The following is a 22389-nucleotide window of genomic DNA, read 5'->3' as shown; positions in this document are numbered from 1 at the left end:
GTCGGCCGACCGTCAGCCCCGGTAGCTCCACGCCCGCCGGCCCCCGGCGGCGACCGCCGGGGCCGGCGCGGGCGGCGCCTCGCGGCGACGGCGCAGCAGCAGCGACAGCACGGCCGCGCCGATCGACAGCGCCCCCGCCGCGTACCAGGCCGGCGCGTAGTCGCCGAGCCGGTCCCGGACCAGCCCCGCCCCGGTGGCGGCGACCGCTGCGCCCAGCTGGTGCGCGGCGAAGACCCAGCCGAAGACCACCGCGCCGGACGCGCCGAAGTACTCCCGGCACAGCGCCACCGTGGGCGGCACCGTGGCGACCCAGTCCAGCCCGTAGAAGACGATGAAGACCAGCATGCTCGGCTCGGCCGTGGCCGCGAAGAGCCCCGGCAGCACCAGCAGCGAACCGCCGCGCAGCGCGTAGTAGGCGCCCAGCAGCAGCCGGCTGTCCACCCGGTCGGTCAGCCAACCCGAGGCGACCGTGCCGACGATGTCGAAGAGCCCGACCAGCGCCAGCAGCCCGGCGGCGGTGGTCTGCGGCATCCCGTGGTCGTGCGCGGCCGGCACGAAGTGCGTGCCGACCAGTCCGTTGGTGGTCGCGCCGCAGATCGCGAAGCCGCCGGCCAGCAGCCAGAACGGCCGCGTCCGGGCCGCCTGCGCCAGCGCGCCGACGGCCCGCGACGCCGCCCCGCCCGCCGGCGGCGTCGGGGGCACGACCTCGGCCGCGCCGTAGGCGGGCAGGCCGAGATCCGCCGGGTACTCGCGCAGCAGCCACACCACCAGCGGTACGACCGCCAGCGCCGCCCCGGCGACCACGAGCGCCGCCGCCCGCCAGCCGTGCGCGTCGACGAGCATGGCGACCAGCGGGAGGAAGACGAGCTGGCCGGTCGCGCCGCCGGCGGTGAGCACGCCGGTGACCAGGCCACGGCGGTGCACGAACCAGCGCCCGGTGACGGTCGCCACGAAGGCCAGCGCCATCGACCCGGTGCCGAGCCCGACGAGCACGCCCCAGCACAGGACGAGTTGCCAGCTCGCGGTCATGAAGACGGTCAGCCCGCTGCCCGCCGCGACCATCAGGAGCGCGCCGGTGACCACCCGCCGGATGCCGAACCGGTCCATCAGCGCGGCGGCGAACGGCGCGGTGAGCCCGAAGAGCAGCAGGTTGACCGAGACCGCGGCGGAGATGGTGGCCAGCGGCCAGCGGAACTCGGCGTGCAGCGGATGCAGCAGCACCGAGGGGGTGGCGCGGAAACCCGCCGCGCCGACCAGCGCGACGAACGCGACGGCGGCGACGGTCCAGGCCGGGTGCAGGCGACGAGGTCGGTTCACGGCTCGAGTCTGCGGATCGGGCCGGCCGACGACGAGTGGCCGGAAAGCCATCATGCGCAATAATCGGGCCATGACCGTCCGCCCGCACCGGATCGCCGTGCTCGCCACCGACCAGGTCGTCGGCCTCGACCTCGGCACCCCCGCCCAGGTCTTCGGCACCGCGCGCGACGCCGACGACGTACCGCTCTACCTGGTCGACACCTGCACCGCGGGCGCCCTCCCGGTGCGCAGCACCGCCGGCTACCAGGTGCTCCCCGACCACGGGCTGGAACTGCTGGAGGCCGCCGACACGGTGGTCGTCCCCGGCATCCACGGCGGGCCACCGATGCGCGACGGGACGCTCGACCCGGCGGTGGCGGACGCGCTGCGCGGGGCGTACGCACGGGGCGCCCGGATCATGTCCATCTGCACCGGGGCGTTCGTGCTGGCCGCCGCCGGGCTGCTCGACGACCGGCGGGCCACCACCCACTGGGCGTACGCCGACCGCTTCCGGCGGCTCCACCCGACTGTGGACCTCGACCCGGACGTGCTCTTCATCGCCGACGACCGGGTGCTCACCTCGGCCGGGGTGGCCGCCGGGATCGACCTCTGCCTGCACGTCATCCGCACCGACCACGGCAGCGAGGTGGCCAACCGGGCGGCCCGGCGTTGCGTGGTCCCGCCGTGGCGCGACGGCGGCCAGGCCCAGTACATCGAGCGCCCCGTGCCGAAGACGGCGGACGCGGGCACCGCCGGGGCGCGGGAGTGGGCCCGCCATCGGCTGCACGAGCCGGTCAGCCTGCGCGACCTGGCCGGGCAGGCCCGGATGAGCGTCCGGACCTTCACCCGGCGCTTCCGCTCCGAGACCGGGATGAGCCCGGCGCAGTGGCTGCTCCAGCAGCGCACCGACCACGCCCGGCTACTGCTGGAGACGACTGACCTCACCGTCGACCAGGTCGCCCGCCGCTCCGGCTTCGGCACCGCCGCGGCGCTCCGGCAACAGTTGCACCAGCGCATCGGCGTGACCCCGTCGACCTACCGCCGCACCTTCCACCACCCCTGACCCCTCCCCCTCCCCGCCCGCCATCCCCCGCGCCCAGCCCGCCCGCCATCCCCCGCGATCTTGCACTTTCGGCCCGTGATTCGTCAGCTTTCATCACATTTTGTCGGGACGGCAAGTGCAAGATCGCGGAGTGGGGACGGGGTCAGGTCAGGGGGTGCGGAGCATGCGGAGTTGGGCCAGGTGTTTCGGGAGGTGGACGCGGGTGTGCAGGTCGAGGGTGCGACCCCAGGGCAGGGTGTCGTCGACGACCAGGTCGAAGCCCTCGCGCAGGTGCGTCTCGACCGGGGTCTCCGCCGCCGGGCCGAGCCGCTCGGTCAACACGCAGAGCTTCTGGCTGGTGGCCCGCAGCAGGGTGGCCAGCCCGTCCAGCCCGCCGCACTCGACGACCAGCGCGTCCACCTGCGGACGGTGGATGGTCTCCAGGTCGTAGTACGCGAACGGCGAACCGGCGATGACCGCCTCCGTCGCCTCGGTCATCAGCTCGTCGTTGGCGGCGAGGTGGGCGACGATCTGTTCGGCGCTGAGCTGCCCGGCCGGCGGTGGCCCGAACCCGCCCGCGTCGACCTCGGCGAGCACCTCCTCGTACGCCCCTCGCAACGCCCCGCTGTCCATGCCCTCAGTGAATCCCGCCCCGCGCCGTCCGCCCCGGCGTTCCCGCACGTGGTTCACCCGGACGGGGCCACTGGGAACGCGGCCCGGACCTCAACCTGGAGCCAGCGGGCCGAAGGGGCAGCGGGGTCAGCGGCGACGGGGCTGGCGGGCGCGGAGGTAGTCGGAGACGACGTACTCGCCGAGGTCTTCGAGGTCGGGGGTGAACATGCGGCCCTTCGAACGGCGGGCGACGGCGTCGACGAAGCGGCGCAGGCCGGGGTCGTCGCCGAGCATGAACAGGTTGAGCGTGGCGCCGTAGCGGGTCAGCCGGTCCACCTCGCGGACGGTCGCCTCGATCGTCTCCCGCAGGGGCGGCCAGTGGAACAGCGCCTCCCCGTCGTCCGGGTCCAGGTGGGCGGTCGGCTCCCCGTCGGTGACCACCAGCACCACGGGCTCGGCGCCCGGGTGCCGGCGCAGGTGCCGGCCGGCCAGCCGCAGCGCGTGCTGGAGGTTCGTACCCTGCTGCGTGTCCGGCTCGACGGCGGCCAACTCCTGTTGCGTCAGTGGCAGCGCCTCCCGGCCGAACCCGACGATCTGCAGCGCGTCCTGCGGGAACCGGGTGGCCATCAGGTGCGCCAGCGCCAGCGCGGTCTGCTTCATCGGGCCCCACCGGCCCTGCGAGATCATCGAGTAGGAAAGGTCGACGCAGAGGGCCACCGCCGCCGACGCCCGCCGCTCGGTCTCCACCACCTCGAAGTCCTCGACGGCCAGCTGCACCGGCACGCCCGTCCCGGCGCGACGGACGGCCCGGGTCAGCGTCCGCACCACGTCCAGGGGCTGCTCGTCGCCGTACTCCCACGGGCGGGAGCCCCCGCTGACCTCACCGGCGGCGCCCGCCGAGCGCAGGTCGTGCTGGCCGCGCGGCCCGGCCGTCAGGTCGGCGAAGACCCGCCGCAGCGCGGTGCCGCCGAGCCGGCGCAGCGCCTTCGGGCTCAGGGTCAACCCGTCGGCGTCCCGGCTCACCCATCCCTGCCGGCGCAGTTCCCGCTCCAGCTCCCGCAGCCGGCGTACGTCCTCGGCGGCGTCCCGGCCCAGCGTCCGGGCCACCGCGTCGACGTCGACGTCGTCCAGGGTGGCGCCCGGGTGCTCCTGGTCGAGCTGGTCGAGCAGCTCGTCCAGTTCGGCGATCTCGCCGAGCGCGCCGGCGGCCTCGCCGTAGCCGAGCGGCCGGTCGCCGCGCACCCGCTCGCCCCGGCCCCCGTGCAGGTCGGGCCGGAGCGCACGGAGGTTGGCGTCCAACGCGGCCAGCTCCCCGGCGAGCCGGTCGCCGAGCGACTGCCGCATCAGGCCCGCCAGCTCCTCCCGCTGCCGGTCGGACAGCGAACGCAGCAGCCGCTCCCCGGCGGCCGACCGGCGGGCCAGCACGTCAACCAGCTCGTCGACGTGGGCCGGCTGCTCCGGGAAGAACTCGCCGTGCCGGCGCATGAACTCGGCGAACGCGTCGGTGGTGTCCTCGGACCGGGCGTGTCGGGCCAGCAGGTCGTTCAGGTCGCGCATCATCTCGGCCAGCCGCCGCTGGGCGGCCGGGTCCGCCGAGGCGCGTACGGCGTCCCGCAGCCCGGCGAAGCGCTGGCCCAGCACGTCGTCGCGGAGCCCGTCCAGGATCCGCTGGTACGTCCGGCGCGCCTCGTCGCTGGCCCACCCGTAGCCCGCCAGTTCCGCCACCGCCCGGGCGGTCGAGCGGGGCAGGTTGTCCAGCACCGCCTCGGCGAACCGCGCGGCGTCGCCGTCGCGCCCGCGCAGCTCGTCCCGTTCGGCGGCGAGCGCCTGGTCGAGCAGGGCCCGGGCCCGGGTGACCGCACCGTCCAGGTCGCCCCGACGCAGCGCCTCCCGGCGCAGCCGCCTCGCCCGGGCGGCCAGGTCGTCGAGGCCGCCGCGCCCGTGCGGGCCCCGACGCAGCAGGTCGCGCAGCGCCTCCCGGAGACTGCCGCCGGCCAGCACCTCCGCGCCGACGGCGTCCACCGCGCCCCGCACGTCGTACGGGGGCGCGAGCGGGTCGGGGCCGCCGCGCCACTGCCCGTACCGGAACCGGTTGCCGGCCATGCTCAGGCCCGGCCGCCGTAGCGGGTCCGGCCGGAGTCCGTGACGTCCTTGCCGAGCCGGCGGGTCAGGTGCAGCCCCTCCAGGACGAACTCGACTCCGGCGGCGGCCTGCTCGGGAGTGGGCGCGTCGCCCAGCCCGAGCCGGTCCAGCGCCTTGGCGAGCCCGGGGACGGTGCCCACCTGGCGCAGCAGCTCCGCCGAGCTGACCAGCTCACCCGTCTCGATCACCGCGTCCTCGTCGACCAGGGCGGTGAAGCCGGACAGGTCCAGCCCGGCCAGCCGGGCCCGGAACGTCTCGGCCGTCGCGGTCCGCAGCAGGTGGCCGAGGATCTCGACCTCCCGCCCCTCCTCGCCGCTCTCGAACTCCACCTTCCCGCGCAGTGTCGACGTCACCGACACCGCGTCGCCCACCCGCGCAACCGGCGCCTCCGGTGAAAGGAAGGGCACCTTGCTATCGCCTTCGGTTGTATAGGGGGCCCTTCCTAACACCTCGGGCGGGTGGGGGGCGGCGGCGAGCAGGCCGGCGCGGCGCAGCGCGGCGGCGGCGACCGTCTCGGCGGCGGCGATCGCGAACCGGGCGGAGACGCCGGAGCGCGGGTCCACCGACGGCGACTCGCGTACCGCGCGGGCGAACCGCGCGAGGACCTCCAGCACGTGCTCCGGCACCTCGGCGACCGGGTCGGCCTCCTGCCGGATCAGGGCCAGCTCCAGGTCGAGGTCGGCCGGATAGTGGGTGCGTACCTCCGCGCCGAAGCGGTCCTTCAGCGGGGTGATGATCCGGCCCCGGTTGGTGTAGTCCTCCGGGTTGGCGCTGGCCACCAGGAACAGGTCCAGCGGCAGCCGCAGCTGGTAGCCGCGGACCTGGATGTCCCGCTCCTCCAGCACGTTGAGCAGCGCCACCTGGATTCGCTCGGCCAGGTCGGGCAGCTCGTTGACCGCGAAGATGCCCCGGTTGGTGCGCGGCACGAGACCGAAGTGGATGGTCTCCGGGTCGCCGAGGGTGCGCCCCTGGGCGACCCGGATCGGGTCGACGTCGCCGATCAGGTCGGCGACGCTGGTGTCCGGGGTGGCCAGCTTCTCGCCGTAGCGCATCGAGCGGTGCAGCCAGGCGACCGGCAGGTCGTCGCCGGCCTCGGCGACCAGCGCCCGGGAGGCCGGGGTGAGCGGGTGCAGCGGGTGCTCGTTGAGCACCGAGCCGGCGATCACCGGGGTCCACTCGTCGAGCAGCCCGACCAGCGAGCGGATGAGCCGGGTCTTGCCCTGGCCCCGTTCGCCGAGCAGCACCATGTCGTGGCCGGCGAGCAGCGCCCGCTCGACCTCGGGCAGCACGGTGTCGTCGTAGCCGACGATGCCGGGGAAGCGGTCGGCGCCGGAGCGCATCCGGGCCAGGAGGTTGTCGCGGAGTTCCTGCTTGACCGTGCGGTACGCGTGGCCGGCCGCCCGCAGCGCGCCGAGCGTGCCGGGTAGGTCGGCCGGTGGGACCGGGGTAACCGGGGAAGGCGCAGTCACCCGACCCACGCTAGCTCACGGAGGCGGGGGCGCCCGGTCCGTCGACCGGGCGCCCCCGCCGTCGGTACGGCTCAGCCTCGGCCGCAGTCCCCGCAGGCGCCCCGGCGGCGCAGGTGGTACGCGTACGTGGCCGCGCCGAGGGCGACGCCCCAGAACGGCCACAGCAGCATCGGCGCGGTGGCCAGGCTGACCTCGCCGAAGTCCCAGAAGTCGGGGGTGGCGAGCAGGCCGAGGGTCGCCGCGGTGACCGCCACCGCGACGAGGGTGGCCGGGACCACGGCCAGCTTCACCGGCACCGGCCGCCCGGCCAGGCCGACCATCCAGCGCGGGAACCGCTCGCCCCAACGCTGCACCAGGCCCACTGTGAGGATCGCGCCCACCAGCGCGAACCCGCCCAGCCCGGCGCCCGCCCACACCAGCCCGGTCGCCCGCATCTCGTCGAGGAACGCCTGCTCGATGCCGAGCGGGATGCCGGCCGCCCAGGCGAGCCGGGTGACGGCGTACAGGGCCGGGATGGTGGCCGCGATCCAGGCCGCCCAGCGCCCCCAGCGGGTGGCCGAGGCGGGCGAGGTCCAGCCGTGGTCGGTGCCGTCGCGCCCGCACCCCGGGCAGGCGCCGGCGGTGCGCCGCTGCCAGCCCAGCACGGCCCCGGCGAGCAGCACCCCGCCGACGACGGCCGCGAACCGGGCGAACAGCGCCCAGGTGAAGACGTCGGCGTAGTCCACCGGCGGCCAGCCGAACGGCGCGCCGATGATCAGGATCGGGGCGTACCCGAGGATGGTCAGCACTCCCACGTCCGGCACGACGACGGCCAGCAGGAACGCGACCGCCCAGGCGTACGCCGACAGCAGCGCGCGCAGAGGCCGGCCCGGACGCCGCTGGCCGGTCATGGCGAGCGCGGCGACGGCGGCGCCGAGCAGCAGCGCGGCGAACAGCGGTGGCCCGACGGCGGTCGGGACCAGCCGCAGCAGGTTCATGTCACCGCCGGGGTCGTTCGCGCCGAACGGGTAGCCGGCGCGGGTGACGGTGGAGACGAGGGCGAGCACGCCCCACAGGCCGAGCCACGCGGCGGCGAGCGGGGCGAGCCGGGCCGACCGGTGCACGGCCGGACGGCGGGTGGGCGGAAGGGTCGTCGTCATGCCTTCAGCCTCGGCCGGCGGGCCCCGCGTTCCCTCCCGTGCGGCGGTGAACCCGCTCCCCCTCGGGAGGGAACCACCTGCTGAACCAGGAAGGGCCCTCAGCCCGACGGGGTGACGAACCCCGACTCGTACGCCGCGATCACCGCCTGGGTGCGGTCGCGCACGCCGAGCTTGGCCAGCACGTTGCCGACGTGGGTCTTCACCGTCTCCACGCCCACCACGAGGTGCGCGGCGATCTCGGGGTTGGACAGGCCGGTGGTCATCAGCCGCAGCACCTCGGCCTCCCGGTCGGTGAGCCGGGCGGCCTCCAGCCGGTCGGCGCCCCGCCCCCCGTACGCCCCGGCGAGGCGGCGGATGGCGGCGGGGAAGAGCAGGGACTCGCCCCGCGCGACCACCCGGACCGCCTCCACCACCTCCGCCGGCCGGGCCCGCTTGAGCAGGAACCCGCTGGCCCCGGCGCGGAGCGCGTCGTAGACGTACTCGTCGTTGGCGAACGTGGTCACCACCAGCACCCGGGGCGGGTCGGCCGAGGTGGCGAGCAGCCGCCGGGTGGCCTGGATGCCGTCGATGCCGGGCATCCGCACGTCCATCAGCACCACCTGGGGGCGCAGCCGGGCGACCAGCGGCGGCACCTCCGCGCCGTCGGTGGCCTCGCCGAGCACCCGCAGGTCGGGCTGGGCGTCGAGGATGGCCCGCAGCCCGACCCGGATCAGCTCGTCGTCGTCGACGATCAGCACGCCGGTGGTGGTCGTCGCGGTGTCGGTCATCGGGTCCCCTCGAACGGCAGCCGTACCTGGATCCGCCAGCGGTCGCCGTCGGGCCCGACGGTCAGCCGGCCGCCGAGCAGCAGCACCCGCTCCCGCATCCCGTCCAGGCCCCGGCCGCCCCGGCCCGGGTCGGCGCGGCGCCGGCGGCCCACCGCGTTGTCCAGCTCCAGCTCCAGCGCGTCGGCGTGGACGCCCAGGCGCAGCGTGACCGGCCCCCGACCGTACCGGGCGGCGTTGGTCAACCCTTCCTGGACTATCCGGTAGCCCTCCCGGGAGACGGCCGCGGGCAGGTCGGCGAGGTCGCCGGCGCACCGCGTGTCGACGGGCAGGCCGGCCGTGCGGGTGTCGGCCACCAGCCGGTCCAGGTCGGCGAGCGTACGCTGCGGGGCGGGCGCGGCCCGCCCGCCCGCGGGCTCGCGCAGCAGCCCGAGCACGTGGTCCAGGTCGTCCATGGCGGTGCGCCCGGCCTCCTCGATCGCGGTCAGCGCGCGCCGGGCGAACTCCGGGTCCCGGTCGAGCAGCTCGCGGGCCGCCCCCGCCTGGAGGGTGGCGACGGTCAGGGCGTGCCCCACCGAGTCGTGCAGCTCCCGGGCCAGCCGGTTGCGTTCAGCGAGCCGGGCGGCGCGGGCCTCCAGGGCCGCGATCCGTTCCGCCTGGGCCGGGCCGAGCAGCACCGGGGCCATCGACACGGCCAGCGCGCCCAGCCCGGCGACGGTGTAGCCGAGCGCCACCAGCACCACGATGCCCGTGAGGGTCAGCCAGCCGGTGTCCCGCCCGTCGAACGGCCCGAACCGGTCTCCGCCGGTCATCCCGGTGTCGAGGCCGAACTGCTGGCCGATGAAGGCCAGCGCCATCGGCACCGCGCTGAACAGGGCGGCCACCACCAGCCCGCCGCTGACCAGGTGCAGCCCGATCCAGAGCGCCGAACGCAGCCGGGTCTCGCGGTCGGCGGCGTGCCCGGGCGCCGGGTCGGGCAGGTCGACGCCGAGCAGGGCCCGCGCGGCTGCGATCTCCAGCGCCCGGGGGCCGTCGAGGAAAACCGGGACCGCCGCGATGGTCGCCGCGACGACGAGCAGCCCCAGCACCAGCGGCCGGGGCACGTCGGGCTGCGTCAGCAGCTGCGCGAAGGCCACCGCCAGCAGCACGTACGGCAGCACGAGCACCCCGCCGAGCAGCAGGAACACTCCGCGCCGCCAGGTGCTGCCGGCCACCAGCGGGGCGAGGACGGTGCGGGGCTTCACCCGCCCATTCTGTCCCGGGGCCGCCCCGCGCCGACTCCCCCGCGTCGGGGAGATCGGTGGCCCGGCCGCCGGTCGGACGAGGGGCGCGTCAGCGGTGCTCGTCGACGTAGCGGTGCGGGTCCTTGTCGGCGAAGGGCAGGTCGCGGCCGTTCTTGTGCTCACCGTAGAAGGTCAGCCAGCGGCGGCCCAGTTCGGCGCGCAGCTCGTCGCTCGCGTGCCGGCGGAAGTCGGGCAGCGCCTCGTCCTCCTCCTCGGCGAGGTGCTCGCTGTTCTCCCGGCGGGCGGTACGCACCGCCGCCCACCACTGGTCGGAGCCCACCGGATGCAGCTTGGACTCGGCGACCGCGTCGCGGATCTTGTTGTGGTCGCCGATGGCGTCGACGGTTTCGGCCTCGCCGTCGTCGCCGTGGCGCACCAGGTGCGGGTAGAGGATCGCCTCCTCCGCCTCGGCGTGGATGTCGAGGTGCAGGGCGAGCGCGTCCCAGATCGCCAGCAGCTCGTGCTCGTCGCGGGCGTCGTCGAGGCGGGCGAAGCCCCGCCGGAAGGCGGCGTGGTCGTCGAGGATCAGCGCGGTGATGTCGTCCATCGGGCTCACTTTCCGGTTCGGGCCCGGAGCAGGCGGGGCATCGCCGCCAGCCCGGTGATCGGGCGGAACTCCTTCGCCGCGCGGGCCAGTGCGGCGTACTCGTCGTCGGCCAGGTCGATCTCGGCGGCCGCCGCGTTGCGTTCCACCTGCTCGACGCCGGACGCACCGGGGATGGCCACCACGCAGGGGTGGCGCAGCAGGTAGGCCAGGGCGATCTGGCTGGGGGTGGCGTCGTGCGCGTCGGCCACCTGCCGCAGGGTGTCGATCAGCGCCGCGCCGCGTTCCAGGTTCTCCGGCAGGAAGTACGGGTTGGCCCGGCGCACCGCCCCGCTCGGCGGGTTCCTCGCGTCGTACCGGCCGGACAGGAAGCCCTGGGCCAGCGGGCTGTACGCGATCACCACCCGGCCGGCCTGCCGGGCGTACGGGAGCAGGTCGTGCTCGGGCCCGCGGTCGACCATGCTGTACCGGACCTGGTTGCTCAGCACCCGCCGGCCGAGCGCCGCCTCGGCGACCTGCCAGCGGCGCAGGCCGTAGTTGCTGACCCCGACCTCGCCGACCAGCCCGACGTCCTGCAACGCGCGCATGCCGCGCATGGTGGTGTGGTCGGCGACCAGCGGGTGGGGCTGGTGCACCTGGTAGAGGTCGAGGTGGGTGACGCCGAGCCGGGCGGCCGAGGCGACCGCCCGCTGCTGCACCACCGGGGCGACCGGCAGGACCGGGAAGATCTTGGTGGCGAGCACGACCTTGTGTCGGTCGTCGCCGAGCGCCTCCCCGAGAATCCGCTCGCTGCGGCCGAAGCCGTACAGCTCGGCGGTGTCGAAGAGGGTGATGCCGAGGTCGACCGCCCGCCGGACGATGTCCGCCGCCCGGCGCTCGTACCCGGGGCCGTAGCCCCACTCCCGGGACCCGAACTGCCAGGTGCCGAGGCCGATCTTGGACAGGGGCTTCGGGGTGTCGAGCTGGACGAAGCGCATGGCACCGAACCTACCGGGACAAGAGGGACGGTACGCCCGTTCGGGCTCGCGCAGAGAGCGGCAGCGCCAGGTGCCGCTCGCCGCACCTCCGGCACAATGGTCGGGTGCGATTCCTCATCCGGCCCGCCCGGCCCGACGAGGCGACCGAGTTGACCGAGCTGGCGCTGCGCTCCAAGGGCCACTGGGGATACGACACCGAGTTCCTGGCCCGCTGCCGGACGGAGCTGACGCTGACGCCGGCGGACGTGACTGCCCGGCACGTGGCGGTGGCCGAGCGGGACGGCCGGGTGGTGGGCCTGGTGGTGCTCGCCGGCGCGCCGCCCGAACTGGAGCTGGACATGCTCTTCGTGGACCCGCCGGCGATCGGCACCGGCGCCGGCCGGGTGCTGTTCGACCACGCCGTGGCCACCTCCCGCACCGCTGGCGCCCGTACGCTGTGGATCGAGGCGGACCCGGGCGCCGAGGCCTTCTACCGGCACGTCGGCGCGGTGCCCACCGGCACCCGCGTCTCCCCCTCCACCGGCCGCACCCTGCCCCGCCTCCGCTACGACCTCTGACCTCCGCGTCGGATCGGGCGGGGGTCTAGGGTCGGGGCGTGACGTACCTGGCAGCGGACGACCGCTACGAGACGATGGCCTACCGGCGCAGCGGGCGCAGCGGGCTGCGGCTGCCCGCGATCTCGCTCGGGCTGTGGCACAACTTCGGCCCGGACCGCCCGTACGAGCGGCAGCGGGACATCGTCCGCCGTGCCTTCGACCTCGGCGTGACCCACTTCGACCTGGCCAACAACTACGGCCCGCCGCCGGGCGCCGCCGAGGAGAACTTCGGCCGGATGCTCGCCACGGACCTCAGGGCGTACCGGGACGAGCTGGTGATCTCCAGCAAGGCCGGCTACCTGATGTGGCCGGGCCCGTACGGCGAATGGGGTTCCCGCAAGTACCTGGTCTCCTCGTTGGACCAGTCGCTGCGCCGCCTCGGGCTGGACTACGTCGACATCTTCTACTCGCACCGCTTCGACCCGGATACCCCGCTGGAGGAGACGATGGGCGCGCTCGACGCCGTCGTCCGCTCCGGCAAGGCGCTCTACGTCGGCATCTCCAACTACGACTCGGAGCAGACCGAGCGGGCCGCCACGATCCTGCGCGAGCTGGGCACGCCGCTGCTGATCAACCAGCCGTCCTACTCGATGCTCAACCGCTGGACGGAGGACGACGGCCTGCTCGACACGCTGGAGCGGGTCGGCGCGGGCTGCATCGCCTACAGCCCGCTCGCCCAGGGCCTGCTCACCGACCGCTACCTCGGCGGGATCCCCGCAGGCTCCCGGGTGCGCACCAGCGTCTTCCTCAGCGAGAGCGACCTCGGCGAGGAGAAGATGGCCACCGTCCGGGCGCTCGGCGCGATCGCCGAGCGGCGCGGCCAGTCCCTGGCGCAGCTCGCGCTCGCCTGGGCGTTGCGCGATCCGCGGATGACGAGCCTGATCATCGGGGCGAGCAGCGTGCCCCAGCTGGAGGCGAACATCGCCGCGCTGGACAACCTCGACTTCACCGCCGAGGAGCTGACCGAGATCGACCGTCACCTCGGCTGAGCCGCGCCGGTTCCCGGGAGGTCCGGAAATGGTGTCGACGTGATTGCCGGACGGGCCGATGGAATCGCACCACCGGCCCGTCCACACACTTGGCAGTTCATTTACTGCGGGTGCGAGACGTCCCCGCAGGTGACGATTCCACCGATGGCCGGGTTGGCCCGAGCGTGGTACCAGACGGCGCCGGACGAGTCCGCCATCGAGCCGCCCCAGAGAACGCAGCCACCGAGGCCCACGTACGTCTTGGCCGGGCCGGCGTAGTAGAACCTCAGCCCCTCGTCCTGAACCGGCGACGCGTAGTCCGTGTCGGCGTAGACCCCGGTGCGGGTCGCCACCCCGACGTACGCCGACTTGAGCGTCACCACGCACGCGTAGCCGGTCAGGTTGTTGCGCAGCAGGTGGAGCGTACCCAGCAGCTCGCCGGTGTCCTTGCGGATCGGGTCCTGGTCGATCCGCGTGTAGCCGACGCCGCACACCGCCTCCGGCGTGTACGGGTTGACTGCCGCCTGCGCCGGGGCACCCACCACGCCGACCAGCGCCGCCGCCGCCGTCACCGCGACCGCAATTCTCCGCATCATTCGGAACACCCGTTCTCCCCCTTCACCGAGCGATCTGGTTGCCGGGACAGCGTGGCAATTCCGGCACGCAACGATGTATGTCCGGGCCCGACACCACAACGGCATCGATGTGTGCCCGACGGCCACCCCGACCATTTCACCAGCGACGGCACGGCACTTTCATTGGCGCTCTTCGATTATGACCAATCACACGATCAATTCCGCCGCCGTCACAAGATCACTCGTGCGGGGGAGGCGGCGGTCCGAGCGGGCTTGTGATGCTGCGAGTCGAGAACACATCCGCTCACCCGAGGAGAAGGCATGACCAGAGCAGGCTTGCGTACGTTGGTGGCCCTCAGCGTGGCGACGGTGACCGCGTCCGCCATCCCGGCCGCCACGCCGGGGGTGGCCTCCACCCGGACGCAGTCGACCGCGAGCGTGACCGGGTCCGCACGGGTCTTCTACCCCCAGGCGCCCGACGACGACGTCCGTTTCACTTTCGACGCCCGCGCCGTCTCCCCCGCCGCGGGCCAGGTCCCTTACCCGGCCGATGCCGAGGGAACGGTCCGCGTCTACCACCGGGTGGCCGCCCTGGATCTCACCCTCTGGGCCGAAGGGGAGGTGAACTGCGTGATGACCAGCGGCCGGGCCTCGACACTGACCGCGATCGTCACGAAGACCTCGCCCGAGCTGAATCAGAGCTGGCTGGGCAAGCACCTCGGCTTCACCGTCTTCGACGGTGGTGACGACGACTCCGGGCGCAGCCTCGACCAGATGGGGTCGACAGGACCACTGGAGAACCTGGCAAAGTGCATGGCCGGGAGCCCGAACGCACCCGTCATGGCGCCCGCGCCGTTCTTCACGGTGCGGAGCGGCGGCTACCGGGTCACATCCGCCTGAAGCGCCGCGCCACTGCCAGCCGACACCTGCCGGCGCCAACCGGCTGGGGCACGTAGCGGGCCAAGCGCAGCAGGAACGCCAAACGCCCTGGTGGAGGATGTCCCTCACCAGGGCGTTTCGCAAGGGTGGAGCCGAGGGGACTCGAACCCCTGACCCCCACACTGCCAGTGTGGTGCGCTACCAGCTGCGCCACGGCCCCTTGCCGTTGTCCCGGTCGCCCGGGCACGAGAGAACTATACACACGACCCGCCGCATGGTCATCTCGCGGGGTCCCCACCCGCCGGCGGCTCAGTTGAGCGCCACGTCCGGCGGGAAGTGGGCCACCGCCGCCATCATGCCGCCCTGCCGGCGCAGCACCATCGGCCACAGGTCGTCGGGCCGGTCGACGAAGCCGTCGCCGGGAAGCGCGTCCAGCACGAACCAGGAGCCGTCCTCGATCTCCTGCTCCAACTGGCCCGACCCCCAGCCCGAGTAGCCGGCGAAGACACGGATGCCGCCGATGCCCTCCCGCAGCCGCTCCGGGTCGACCGACAGGTCGAGCGTGCCGACCGCGCCGGAGATCGGGTGGAAGCCCTTGAGCCGCTGCACCGGGTGGCGCATCCGGGCCAGGCAGATCGCCGAGTCGGGCTGCACGGGCCCGCCCTCGAAGAGCACCGCCGGATCGCGGGCCAGGTCGCTCCAGTCGCCCAGCACGTCGGCGACCGGCACCTCGGTCGCCCGGTTGAGCACCACGCCGAGGGCGCCGCCGGGCTCGTGGGCGACCAGCAGCACGACGGTACGGTCGAAGTTCGGGTCCTTCAGCGCCGGCGTCGCGACCAGCAGCCGCCCGGCCATCGACCCCGTAGCCCGCCCGCCGATCGCCTGCCCCTCTCCCTGCATGCCGGACCCCCGTCAGACCGACCGCACCGGGACGCCCGGGGGCACCGGTGCCGTCCGCGCCGTCAACGCCATGCCTGGCACCATAGCCTGCCCCCGGGGCGGTGGTTAAGGTCTGACGGTCGGGTGATCGACAGACCTGAGGGAGGACCGATGGGCGTCACGGCGGAACTCGCGGTGATCGGGGGCTCTGGGCTCTACGCGCTGCTCGACGGCGCGACCGAGCACAAGGTGGACACGCCGTACGGGCCGCCGTCCGACGCCGTCACCATCGCCGACGTGGGCGGCCGGCGGGTGGCCTTCCTGCCCCGCCACGGCCGGGACCACCGCCACCCGCCGCACCTGATCCCGTACCGGGCCAACCTCTGGGCGCTGCGCTCCCTCGGGGTACGCCAGGTGCTCGCCCCGTGCGCGGTGGGCGGGCTGCGGCCGGAACTGGGGCCGGGCACGTTCGTGGTGCCGGACCAGCTCATCGACCGCACCAGCGGGCGCGCGCAGAGCTACTACGACCAGAGCGCGGTGCACGTCTCGTTCGCCGACCCGTACTGCCCGGCCGGCCGTCGCACGCTGCTCGCCGCGGCGGCACGGCGGGACGTCCCGGCGGTGGACGGCGGCACGGTGGTGGTGGTCGAGGGCCCCCGCTTCTCCACCCGCGCCGAGTCGCGCTGGTTCGCCTCGATGGGCGGCGCGGTGGTCAACATGACCGGGCACCCGGAGGCGGTCCTCGCCCGCGAGCTGGCTCTCTGCTACTCCTCGATCGCCCTGGTCACCGACCACGACGCGGGCGTGGAGGGTGGCGGCGCGGTGACCCAGGAGGAGGTGTTCCGGGTCTTCGGCGAGAACACCGACCGGCTGCGGGGCCTCCTGCTGGACGCGGTCGCCGCGCTGCCCGCCGAACGGGACTGCGACTGCGGGCGGGCGCTGGACGGCATCACCCTTCCCATCACGCTCCCCTGACGGGCGGGGGAGGCGGCGAAAAGCCCGAGCTGCCCGGGGAGCCCCGATAGATTGGGGGGCGATGGCAACGGTCCGCGACACCACGTACGACCTGCTCCGTGCCCTCGGCCTGACCACCGTCTTCGGCAACCCGGGATCCACCGAGGAACCGTTCCTGCGGGACTTCCCGGACGACTTCCACTACGTGCTCGCCCTGCACGAGGCGTCGGCGGTCGGTATGGCGGACGGCTACGCGCAGGCCACCGGCCGGCCGGCGCACGTCAACCTGCACACCGCGCCCGGCACGGGCAACGGCATGGGCAACCTCGTCACGGCCTGGCACAACCGGACCCCGCTGATCATCACCGCCGGCCAGCAGACCCGGGAGATGCTGCTGCTCGAGCCCCGGCTGACCAGCAGGCGGGCCACCGAGCTGCCCCAGCCGTACGTGAAGTGGAGCCACGAGCCGGTCCGTGCGCAGGACGTTCCGGCGGCGCTGATGCGGGCGTACGCGACCGCGGTGCAGCCGCCCGCCGGGCCGGTCTTCCTCTCCCTGCCCCTCGACGACTGGGCGCAGCCCGCCGACCCGCCCCCGCAGGTGCGGACGGTGGCCACCCGGTTCGCGCCCGACCCGCAGCGGCTGCGGGAGTTCGCCGCCGTGCTGGCCGGCAGCCGCGCGCCCGCGCTGGTGCTCGGCGCGGCCGTGGACCGGGCCGGCGGGTGGCCGGCCGCGGTGGCGCTGGCGGAGCGGCTCGCCGCGCCCGTCTGGTCGGCCCCCGCGCCGGAGCGGGCCGCGTTCCCGGAGGACCACCCGCACTTCCGCGGGGTGCTGCCCTTCGCGACGGGGCCGCTGGCGGAGGCGCTGGACGGGCGCGACACCGTGCTGGTCGTCGGCGCGCCGGTGTTCCGCTACTACCCGCACGTGCCGGGCGACCATCTGCCCGACGGCGCCCGCCTGCTGCACGTCACCGACGACCCCGAGGAGGCGGCCCGCGCCCCGGTGGGCGACAGCCTGCTCGGCGACGCGGGGCTGGCCCTGGCCGCCCTCGTCGACCTGCTGCCGGCGGCCGACCGGCCGGCGCCGCCGCCGCGCCCCGACCCGCCACCGCCGCCGGACGGGCTGCCGCCGGCACCGGACGCCCTCTTCGCGGCCCTGGCCCGGCACTGGCCCGCCGACGGGATCCTGGTCCAGGAGTCGCCGTCCAACCTGCCGGCGCTGCGCCGCCGGCTGCGCAGCACCCGGCCCGGGTCGTACTTCACCATGGCCAGCGGCGGTCTCGGGTACGGCCTGCCGGCGGCCGTCGGCATCGCGCTGGCGCAGCGCGACACCGGCCGGGGCCGGCCGGTGGTCGCGGTCATCGGGGACGGCTCGTTCCACTACTCCGTGCAGGCCCTCTGGACCGCGGCGCGGCTGCGCCTGCCGCTGGTCGTCGTCGTGCCGGTCAACCAGCAGTACGCCATCCTGAAGTCGTTCGCCGACTTCAAGGACACCCCGGGGGTGCCCGGGCTGGACCTGCCGGGGCTGGACATCACCGCCATCGCCCGCGGCTACGGCTGCACCGCGACCGTCGTGACACACCCGGACCAGCTCGGCGACGCCCTGGCCGCCGGACTGCGGGCGGACGGCCCGACGGTGCTGCCGGTGCCGGTCAGCACCGAGGTGCCCCGGCTCCTCTGACCCGCCACCCGGGCAGCGACGACCTGGGCCGTGCGTCGCCGTCAGGCGGCGTCGTTGCGGAGCACCAGGATGGCGATGTCGTCGCGGGGCGCCTCGGCCGCCTGGCAGCACCGGCCCGCCTCCCGCGAGCCGGCGCCCCGTCAGCTCGTGGTGAGTCGCAGCGGCGCGCCGGTGAGCACGTCGAGCACCGGCCGGTCGCCGAGCGGCGCCTTCAGCGTGGCGGTGACCGGCTCGAGCTTCAGCATCATGGTGCACTGGCCGGTGGCGGTGGTGACGCCGCCGCCGACCACCACCACGTCGTCGCGCTCCTGCACCAGCGGGGTGATCCCGGTGTCGCAGCTGCCCACGCCGAGCCGCCAGGTCAGCGTGGCGCCGTCGACGGACCGCAGGTCCTGGGCGCCGACCACGCCCGGCGGGGCCGGGCTCGCCGGCGCGGCCGGCTCGGGCAGGGCGGTGACGGCCGAAGGTGCCACGGCGACCCGGGCCACCGGCGCGGAGAGTTCCTCCACGGTGAACAGCCACGCCGGCACCTGCGCCTCGCCGCGGCTGGTGCGCACGGGCGCCGTGCCCAGCTTCACGGCGGTGACCGTCAGCGGGACGCAGGCGGTGTGCGGGGTGCTGCTGACCGGGCCGTCGGGGCCCGGCTCGATGGTAGGGCCACCGGGGCCGGGCCGGCCGGGGCCGTTCGGCCCGGCAGGGCCCTTCGGCCGGCCCCCGCACGGCGGCGGGTCGCCCTGGTCGAGCTGCCCGTAGGCGGTGGCCGCGCTGATCAGCGGCACGGTGAGCGTGCCGTCCGGGAACCGGATGGTGCCGTCGGCGGGCCGGTCGGCGGGCAGGTCGACCTGGTCGCGGTACCAGCCGCTCTGGAAGGCCGTCCTGGTCGCCTCGGTGAAGCCCGGATCGCCGAGCAGCACCGTCGGGTCCTGCACCGGCACGTATCCGGTCGTCCACGTCGGGGCCGGTCGCCACGCCTCGGCCACCTCGGTGGCCCGTTGGGTGAACGCGTCCCGGCGGGAGTCGGAGTCGGCGGGAGCGACCGGCTCAGAGCCGGCCGGGGCGCACCCGGCGACGATCATCAACAGCGGCAGGCCCAGCAGGGCGGCGGTACGGCGCATGTCGGTTGGACGCCGGGGCACCGCCGCCGGTTCCCGCGCTCAGGTCTCCCCACCGAGATCCGTCTCGTACGCCTGCCAGATGAGGTCCGCGCCGCGCTGCCGGTGCCGGGCGAGGGCGCGCGCCAGGTGCCCGGCCCGGCCGAGGAGGTCGTCGGCCGATGCGTCCGGCAGTTCCGCCGCCCGGTGCAGGGCGGCCAGCGCGGCGGCGATGGCGGCGTGCTCCCGGGCCAGCAGCCGCACCCCGTGTTCCAGCCGGGGCGCCTGGCCGAGCAGCTCGGCGTAGAGTCCGGCGGGCCCCTCGGTGACCCGGACGTGCTCCGCGAAGCCCTGCCGCACGGGCCCCAGCCGGAGCAGGACCCGCTCCCGCCAGCGCGGCTCGGCCGGCGGGGCCGCCAGGGCCCGGGTGAGCGCGTGCAGGTCCCCGAGCAGGGTGGCGGGGGGCCGGCGGGCGGCGGGCGGCCGGAGCGCCCCGGAAACGGTGGACGGCTGCTGGATCGGACCGGTGACCATGGGCACCTCCCGCGTCGCGTCTGACCGCGTACTGCGATGGTGGACCCGGCGCGTTTGCCCTGTCCAGAGGCGGGGGCACCTCATCCGCCCCGTCGGCCGCAGCAGCCCCTCGTGCCCCACCGGTCCCACGTCCGGGCCCTCCCGTCCCCGCGTCCGGGGCCGGAGACGACGATGCGCCCCGGTCCGGTGGACCGGGGCGCATCGACTGGTGGTGGAGGTGCCGGGAATCGAACCCGGGTCCTTCGCCGGTTTGTCAGGGCTTCTCCGAGCGCAGCTCGCTGTGCCTCTACTCGGCCCCACCGCTCACGCGAGCAAGTTGGTGTGACGGGCCCAGTCGCTGATTGATCTCGCCGCACGGACCCCGCGACCGGGTCCGGTTGGCCAGCCTTCTAGCTGATGCCGGCTAACTGGGTCGAAGGCGCTCCCAGGCCGACAGACTTGCTACTCGCCTCAGGCGGCGAGAGCGAAGTCAGCGCGATTGTTCTTGGCGCTTATTGGTTTCCGACGACCGATTCTCGAGACGACGTCGGCTTCCTCGGCTCGCTTCCCCTGTCGCTGCGTACGAAGTCGAAACCAGTCACCCCCTCGACAGGCCGCCGGTTTGTGGCGGCACTGACAAGCGTAACGCCTGCCGCAACGGGTTTCATCCCGAGCCCCGGCTCGGCGCGCCGACCCGGACAGAGGCGGACAGATCAGTCATCCATTCCCTTGCCGCGCCGGCCGGCGACCCGGGCGATCTCCCGGTCCGCGTCCCGCTTGGCGAGGTCCTGCCGCTTGTCGTACGACTTCTTGCCCTTGGCCAGGGCGATCTCGACCTTGGCCCAGCCGTCGGAGAAGTAGACCTGCAACGGCACCATGGTCAGGCCGCCCTCGCGGGTCTTGCCGATCAGCCGGTCGATCTCCAGCCGCTTGAGCAGCAGCTTGCGGGTCCGCCTCGGCTCGTGGTTGGTCCAGGTGCCCTGCGTGTACTCCGGGATGTGCATCCCGTGCAGGTAGAGCTCGCCGTTGCGCTCCTGGGCGAACGCGTCGACCAGCGACGCGCGCCCGGCCCGCAGCGACTTGACCTCGGTGCCGGTCAGCGCCATGCCCGCCTCGTACGTGTCGAGGATCGAGTAGTCGTGCCGGGCCTTCTTGTTGGAGGCGACGACCTTGCGCCCCTTTTCCCGTGGCATCGGCGCCACCCCCTTTCCGTGTGACCGCGCCCGGAGTGACCGGCCGCGGGGCGGAGATCATGCTACCCGAACGACAAGGACCCTCCCGCGCCGTTTATTCCTGGCGCGGAAGGGCCCGTCGAGCCGTGCGGAGGCTAGACCCGCAGGTAGAAGCGGAGGGTGACCCAGGCGGTGACCGCGCTGACCAGGCCGCCGACGCCGGCCATCAGCGGGAACATCACCAGGATGTCGCCCCAGCCCACCGGGGAGAGCAGGCCCTGTAGCGCCTGCAGCGATCCGTCGAAGAGGAGGTACTTCGCCGCGATCAGCGCCACCAGGCCGAGCAGCGAGCCGATCAGGCCCGCGACCACGGCCTCCAGCACGAACGGCGCCTGGATGAACCAGTTCGACGCGCCGACCAGCTTCATGACCGCGACCTCACGCCGCTTGCTGTACGCCGCGACCTGGATCGTGTTGGCGACCAGGAGCAGCGCGGCGATGGCCATCACGATCGCGGCGGCCAGGGCGATGTTCTGGATCGAGGTGAGGATGTCGAAGATCTTGTCCAGCAACCGGCTCTGGTCGACGATCTCGTCGACGCCCTCGGCGTCCTTGTACTGGTCGTAGATGCTCTTGTACTGCTCCGGGTTGTTCAGCGTGAGCCGGAACGACTCGGGCAGGCTGTCCGCCTTGACGGCGCTGAGCAGGTCCGGAGCGTCCTGGAACATCTCCTGGAAGCGCTTGTACGCCTCGTCCTTGTTGACGTAGATGACCTCCTTGACCAGCGGGTCACCCTTCAGCTGGCCGTCCAGGGCGTCACGCTGCTCGGGGGTCACCTCCTGGTCCAGGAAGATCGAGACCTGGATGTTCTTGTAGTAGAGGTCCTTCATGTCGTCGACCTGGCGGTACATGAGACCGCTGGCGCCGAGCATGGTCAGCGAGACAGCCATCGTGATGATCATCGCGATGGTCATGGTCACGTTGCGCCACAGTCCGACCAGTACCTCGGACAGGACGTATTTCACGCGCATCGGGATTTCCTCCGGGTCTCCGGCATGAGGTGTTCGTCGTCAGGCTGCGCAGGGGTGGCGTCGGCTCAGCCGTAGACGCCGCGGGCCTGGTCGCGCACGATGCGGCCGCTCTCGATCTCGATGACCCGGCGGCGCATCTGGTTCACGATGTTGGAGTCGTGCGTGACCATCACGACGGTCGTGCCGGTGCGGTTGATCCGGTCCAGCAGGCGCATGATCTCGATCGAGGTGTCCGGGTCGAGGTTTCCGGTCGGCTCGTCCGCGAGCAGGATCAGCGGGCGGTTCACGAACGCCCGGGCGACGGCCACCCGCTGCTGCTCGCCACCGGAGAGCTCGTGCGGGTAGCGGTGCTCCTTGCCACCGAGCCCGACCAGCTCCAGCACCTCCGGCACGACCCGGCGGGCGACCGCCTTGGTCTTGCCGATCACCTCGAGGGCGAACGCCACGTTCTCGTACGCGGTGCGGTTCGGCAGCAGCCGGAAGTCCTGGAAGACGCAGCCGATCGAGCGCCGGAAGTGGGGTCGCTTCCACGAACGCATCGAGGTGACGTCCTTGCTGTTGACGATGACCCGGCCCTTGTTGGGCGAGACCTCGTGCAGCAGCAGCTTGATGATGGTGGACTTGCCGGAGCCGGATGGACCGATGAAGAAGACGAACTCGCCCTTCTCGATCGAGACGGACACGTTGTCGAGCGAAGGCCGGGACGCCTTCGGGTACGTCTTCGTCACTTGCTCAAGCTGAATCACGGGTGGTGAGTCTACGCGGTGTAACCGTGGAGCCAAGCC

At 73.9% G+C, this 22389-nt stretch carries 22 protein-coding genes, 1 tRNA gene and 1 other RNA gene; 6 read left to right on the top strand and 18 right to left on the bottom strand.

The genetic code is table 11. The features are described 5' to 3' along the window. Positions 1-12: 12 nt before the first annotated feature. Positions 13-1368: an MFS transporter gene (locus ACGFZ2_RS20640; RefSeq protein WP_393455818.1), complete on the bottom strand. Its 1356-nt coding sequence runs from the start codon at positions 1366-1368 to the stop codon at positions 13-15. 19 nt (positions 1369-1387) lie between these two features. Between ACGFZ2_RS20640 and ACGFZ2_RS20635 the strand changes: the two genes are divergently transcribed. Beyond that, positions 1388-2359, top strand: a complete 972-nt coding sequence (locus tag ACGFZ2_RS20635; RefSeq protein ID WP_393455815.1) for a GlxA family transcriptional regulator — start codon at positions 1388-1390, stop codon at positions 2357-2359. Between the two features lie 147 nt (positions 2360-2506). Here the strand turns inward: ACGFZ2_RS20635 and ACGFZ2_RS20630 are convergent, their stop codons facing one another. The 8 genes from ACGFZ2_RS20630 to ACGFZ2_RS20595 all read right to left on the bottom strand — a co-directional run bounded on the left by ACGFZ2_RS20630 (position 2507) and on the right by ACGFZ2_RS20595 (position 11268). Continuing rightward, positions 2507-2971 carry a hypothetical protein gene (locus tag ACGFZ2_RS20630; protein ID WP_350703116.1) on the bottom strand — a complete coding sequence of 155 codons (465 nt, stop codon included), beginning with the start codon at positions 2969-2971 and terminating at the stop codon, positions 2507-2509. Positions 2972-3097: 126 nt separating this feature from the next. Continuing rightward, positions 3098-5053 (bottom strand): VWA domain-containing protein, encoded by a 1956-nt coding sequence (locus tag ACGFZ2_RS20625; protein ID WP_393455812.1) that lies wholly within the window; start codon positions 5051-5053, stop codon positions 3098-3100. A 2-nt stretch (positions 5054-5055) separates the two neighbouring features. Then, positions 5056-6570: a magnesium chelatase gene (locus ACGFZ2_RS20620; protein WP_393455809.1), complete on the bottom strand. Its 1515-nt coding sequence runs from the start codon at positions 6568-6570 to the stop codon at positions 5056-5058. A gap of 62 nt (positions 6571-6632) precedes the next feature. Next, on the bottom strand, positions 6633-7700 hold the full coding sequence (locus tag ACGFZ2_RS20615) for a hypothetical protein (RefSeq protein WP_393455806.1): 1068 nt from the start codon (positions 7698-7700) through the stop codon (positions 6633-6635). Between the two features lie 98 nt (positions 7701-7798). Continuing rightward, on the bottom strand, positions 7799-8467 hold the full coding sequence (locus ACGFZ2_RS20610; protein WP_350703124.1) for a response regulator transcription factor: 669 nt from the start codon (positions 8465-8467) through the stop codon (positions 7799-7801). After that, positions 8464-9708, bottom strand: a complete 1245-nt coding sequence (locus ACGFZ2_RS20605; protein WP_393258919.1) for a sensor histidine kinase — start codon at positions 9706-9708, stop codon at positions 8464-8466. Before ACGFZ2_RS20605 ends, ACGFZ2_RS20610 begins: the two co-directional genes overlap by 4 nt. A gap of 88 nt (positions 9709-9796) precedes the next feature. Next, positions 9797-10294: a hemerythrin domain-containing protein gene (locus tag ACGFZ2_RS20600; protein WP_393455803.1), complete on the bottom strand. Its 498-nt coding sequence runs from the start codon at positions 10292-10294 to the stop codon at positions 9797-9799. Positions 10295-10299: 5 nt separating this feature from the next. After that, a complete protein-coding gene (locus tag ACGFZ2_RS20595) occupies positions 10300-11268 on the bottom strand; it encodes an aldo/keto reductase (protein ID WP_393455800.1) in 969 nt (322 codons plus the stop codon). A 104-nt stretch (positions 11269-11372) separates the two neighbouring features. Between ACGFZ2_RS20595 and ACGFZ2_RS20590 the strand changes: the two genes are divergently transcribed. Beyond that, positions 11373-11825 carry a GNAT family N-acetyltransferase gene (locus ACGFZ2_RS20590; RefSeq protein ID WP_393455797.1) on the top strand — a complete coding sequence of 151 codons (453 nt, stop codon included), beginning with the start codon at positions 11373-11375 and terminating at the stop codon, positions 11823-11825. 38 nt (positions 11826-11863) lie between these two features. Further along, the gene (gene mgrA / locus ACGFZ2_RS20585; RefSeq protein ID WP_393455794.1) at positions 11864-12853 is read left to right on the top strand and encodes an L-glyceraldehyde 3-phosphate reductase; all 990 of its coding nucleotides are present in this window, start codon (positions 11864-11866) and stop codon (positions 12851-12853) included. Between the two features lie 101 nt (positions 12854-12954). Here the strand turns inward: mgrA and ACGFZ2_RS20580 are convergent, their stop codons facing one another. After that, positions 12955-13428, bottom strand: a complete 474-nt coding sequence (locus ACGFZ2_RS20580) for a hypothetical protein (protein WP_393455791.1) — start codon at positions 13426-13428, stop codon at positions 12955-12957. 300 nt (positions 13429-13728) lie between these two features. Here ACGFZ2_RS20580 and ACGFZ2_RS20575 point away from each other — a divergent pair, with 300 nt between their 5' ends. Further along, positions 13729-14307 (top strand): hypothetical protein, encoded by a 579-nt coding sequence (locus ACGFZ2_RS20575; protein WP_393455788.1) that lies wholly within the window; start codon positions 13729-13731, stop codon positions 14305-14307. Positions 14308-14433: 126 nt separating this feature from the next. Here ACGFZ2_RS20575 and ACGFZ2_RS20570 read toward each other — a convergent pair. Further along, positions 14434-14506: transfer RNA gene (locus ACGFZ2_RS20570), tRNA-Ala, on the bottom strand. An 89-nt stretch (positions 14507-14595) separates the two neighbouring features. Further along, positions 14596-15186 (bottom strand): YqgE/AlgH family protein, encoded by a 591-nt coding sequence (locus ACGFZ2_RS20565; protein WP_393455785.1) that lies wholly within the window; start codon positions 15184-15186, stop codon positions 14596-14598. 150 nt (positions 15187-15336) lie between these two features. Between ACGFZ2_RS20565 and ACGFZ2_RS20560 the strand changes: the two genes are divergently transcribed. Together ACGFZ2_RS20560 and mdlC are read left to right on the top strand one after the other, a co-directional pair. Then, on the top strand, positions 15337-16140 hold the full coding sequence (locus ACGFZ2_RS20560; protein WP_393455782.1) for an S-methyl-5'-thioadenosine phosphorylase: 804 nt from the start codon (positions 15337-15339) through the stop codon (positions 16138-16140). Between the two features lie 61 nt (positions 16141-16201). Further along, a complete protein-coding gene (mdlC, locus tag ACGFZ2_RS20555) occupies positions 16202-17797 on the top strand; it encodes a benzoylformate decarboxylase (protein WP_393455779.1) in 1596 nt (531 codons plus the stop codon). Positions 17798-17937: 140 nt separating this feature from the next. Here the strand turns inward: mdlC and ACGFZ2_RS20550 are convergent, their stop codons facing one another. The 6 genes from ACGFZ2_RS20550 to ftsE all read right to left on the bottom strand — a co-directional run bounded on the left by ACGFZ2_RS20550 (position 17938) and on the right by ftsE (position 22350). Continuing rightward, a complete protein-coding gene (locus tag ACGFZ2_RS20550) occupies positions 17938-18912 on the bottom strand; it encodes a hypothetical protein (RefSeq protein WP_393456176.1) in 975 nt (324 codons plus the stop codon). Positions 18913-18951: 39 nt separating this feature from the next. Continuing rightward, complete coding sequence (locus ACGFZ2_RS20545; protein ID WP_393258817.1) at positions 18952-19422, bottom strand: hypothetical protein; 471 nt, start codon at positions 19420-19422, stop codon at positions 18952-18954. A 209-nt stretch (positions 19423-19631) separates the two neighbouring features. Continuing rightward, positions 19632-20007, bottom strand: a transfer-messenger RNA (tmRNA) gene (gene ssrA, locus ACGFZ2_RS20540). A gap of 107 nt (positions 20008-20114) precedes the next feature. After that, complete coding sequence (gene smpB / locus ACGFZ2_RS20535; RefSeq protein ID WP_357867720.1) at positions 20115-20594, bottom strand: SsrA-binding protein SmpB; 480 nt, start codon at positions 20592-20594, stop codon at positions 20115-20117. Positions 20595-20728: 134 nt separating this feature from the next. Then, positions 20729-21604: a permease-like cell division protein FtsX gene (gene ftsX, locus ACGFZ2_RS20530; protein WP_393258815.1), complete on the bottom strand. Its 876-nt coding sequence runs from the start codon at positions 21602-21604 to the stop codon at positions 20729-20731. 65 nt (positions 21605-21669) lie between these two features. After that, a complete protein-coding gene (ftsE, locus tag ACGFZ2_RS20525) occupies positions 21670-22350 on the bottom strand; it encodes a cell division ATP-binding protein FtsE (protein ID WP_091097362.1) in 681 nt (226 codons plus the stop codon). Between the last annotated feature and the right edge of the window lie 39 nt (positions 22351-22389).

This window comes from Micromonospora sp. NPDC048063 (assembly GCF_043202855.1).
Lineage (GTDB): Bacteria > Actinomycetota > Actinomycetes > Mycobacteriales > Micromonosporaceae > Micromonospora.
This window is presented reverse-complemented; position numbering and strand designations above follow the sequence as displayed.